Origin of the sequence: Aquicoccus sp. SU-CL01552 (genome assembly GCF_040365005.1) — a bacterium.
In the GTDB taxonomy this organism is placed as follows: Bacteria; Pseudomonadota; Alphaproteobacteria; order Rhodobacterales; family Rhodobacteraceae; genus Antarcticimicrobium.
The window spans coordinates 1-2,382 of sequence record NZ_BAABWV010000042.1 but is presented as its reverse complement, the minus strand read 5'-3'; the positions used below and the strand labels follow the sequence as shown (position 1 = coordinate 2,382).

Annotated in this window: 3 pseudogenes; all 3 read left to right on the top strand. The window is 59.4% G+C overall.

Annotated features, from left to right (window positions below):
- Window positions 1-165: 165 nt before the first annotated feature.
- Window positions 166-397: pseudogene (locus ABWV23_RS22270) on the top strand (hypothetical protein); the annotation flags it as partial.
- 228 nt (window positions 398-625) lie between these two features.
- Window positions 626-1,987: pseudogene (locus ABWV23_RS22425) on the top strand (IS110 family RNA-guided transposase).
- Window positions 1,988-1,989: 2 nt separating this feature from the next.
- Window positions 1,990-2,382 (top strand): annotated as a pseudogene (locus ABWV23_RS22250) (IS3 family transposase); the annotation flags it as partial.

The window sequence follows — 2,382 nt, the reverse complement described above, 5'->3', positions numbered from 1 at the left end:
GCAGAAGGCTCTCGACGAAGCCCGTCGTCTGCCGCAACGCCATGCCGAACAGCACTTTGGACTTGTCGCGGTTTGATGCCGCTCCTTTGATAGCATTTACTGCACCAAAGGAGACGAACTATGGGCACGGGAAGAACGGGTGAATTCCGCAAGGATGCAGTGTGAATTGCGCTTACCAGCGGGCTGACCCTTGCCCGGCAATCGTTGTTTACAGCGATGAGAGGGACGGCGGCAAGTTGCGGATGATTCGGGCGTTGGGCTGTCGACGCTGAACAAGTGGGTGACGGCGCACCACGACACGGATGTAGTATCGCCCGAGGATCGCGAGCTTGCTCGGGAGAACGAACGGCTTCGACGTGAGAACCGCACCCTCAAGGAGGAGAGGGATATATTAAAGAACCGTTCCGGGCCGCAGCCCGCCTGTGCGCGGTAGCAACAACCTGTGCTACGCTCGCGGCGAAGGGCAGTTGCCGATGGCTTATTGGTGGGCTGGACCCCGTAAAAAAACGTGGCACATGGGCTGATGCGGACTTGAGAGTGGTGACGCTGTCTTAACGGCGATCCCGGTTAGGAAGATGACGAACTTGCGTGGCCCACGCCCTTCGCCTTGAACGGAGGATATGCCATGACGAAGCGCAAGACCGGCGACCACCCGGATTTGAAGATGGTCAATCCCAATGCGGCGGCGATGGACATCGGCTCGACCATGCACATGGCTGCTGTGAACCCCGATACGGACACCATGCCGGTGCGCGCCTTTGGGACGTTCACCTAGGATCTGCACGACCTGGCCGCTTGGTTCCGGTCGTGCGGCGTCACCAGCGTGGCGATGGAGTCGACAGGTGTTTACTGGATTCCGGCCTTCGAGATCCTGGAGGCGCATGGCTTCGAGGTGATCCTCGTGAATGCCCGCTATGCCAAGAATGTACCGGGTCGCAAAACCGATGTCAGCGATGCCGGATGGCTGCGTCAGTTGCACTCTTATGGATTGCTCCGCGGCAGCTTCCGCCCCGAGGCCGAGATCGCCACTCTGCGCGCCTACATGCGCCAACGGGAACGTCTGACAGAATATGCCGCCGCCCATATCCAGCATATGCAGAAGGCGCTCATGGAGATGAACCTGCAATTGCACCATGTCGTCTCCGACATCACTGGCGCAACAGATATGCGGATCATCCGCGCGATTGTCGACGGTGAGCGTGACCCTGAGGTTCTCGCCGCGTTCCGCGATATCCGCTGCAAATCCTCTATGGATACGATCAAGGCGGCGCTGGTCGGCAACGACCGTGAGGAACACATATTTTCCCTGACGCAGTCACTGGGGCTTTACGATTTCTACAAAGCGCAGATCGAGGCGTGCGACTGCAGACTGGAGGCCTCGGTAGGGACGCTGACTGTCCGGGCAGATGATGATCTGGCGCCGCTCCCCAAAGCACGGATTAAGGGCAAGCAGCACAACGCTCCGTCCTTCGATGTGCGGGCTGCGCTTTACGGGATGTTGGGCACAGACCTGACGCAGATCCACGGCCTCGATCCATCGCGGGCTCTGAAGCTTGTGGCCGAATGTGGCACGGACCTGCGCGCCTAGAAGAGCGCCAAGCACTTCACGTCGTGGCTTTGTCTGGCCCCGGGCAACAAAATCTCTGGCGGCAAACTGCTGTCCTCGCGGACACGTCGATCTTCAAGCCGCGCCGCTGCACTTCTGCGGCTGGCCGCCGTCACGATTGGCCGAAGTGATACGGCATTGGGCTCATTCTACCGACGCCTTTCGGCACGGATCTGCAAACAGAAGGCGGTGACTGCCACGGCACGCAAGATTGCAGTCTTGTTCTACAACGCCATCCGCCATCGCACAACCTATCAAGATCAAGGGGCGGCAGCTTACGACGAACGACACAGGCAACGTCTGCTCTCAAATCTCCAGCGCCGGGCCAAGGCACTTGGTTATGCGTTGGCACCTATCCCGAAGACAGCGGCTGTTTCTTAGGAAGCCACCCAGTTCTTCGCGAGCCAAAAGCCATGAAATTTCGATTCGTTGAAGAACAGCGCGGGGCCTTCCCAACCAATCGTCTGTGTGAGGTCATGAACGTCAGCCCGCGCGGGTTGCGGGCTTTCCGGAGCCGCCCGGTCAGCCGCAGGCAGCGCACGGACATGGTTGTTCTGGCGCATATCAAGGAACAGTCCCGTCTGAGCCTGGGTAGCTACGGCAGGCCACGAATGACCGAGAAACTGAAGGAGCTCGACATCGATGTCGGCCATCGCCGGGTTGGACGTTTGATGCGCGATAACGGGATTACCGTTGAGAGAGCACGCAAGTTCAAGGCAACAACCGACAGCGATCACACGTTCAACATCGCCCCGAACCTGCTGGACCGCGACTTA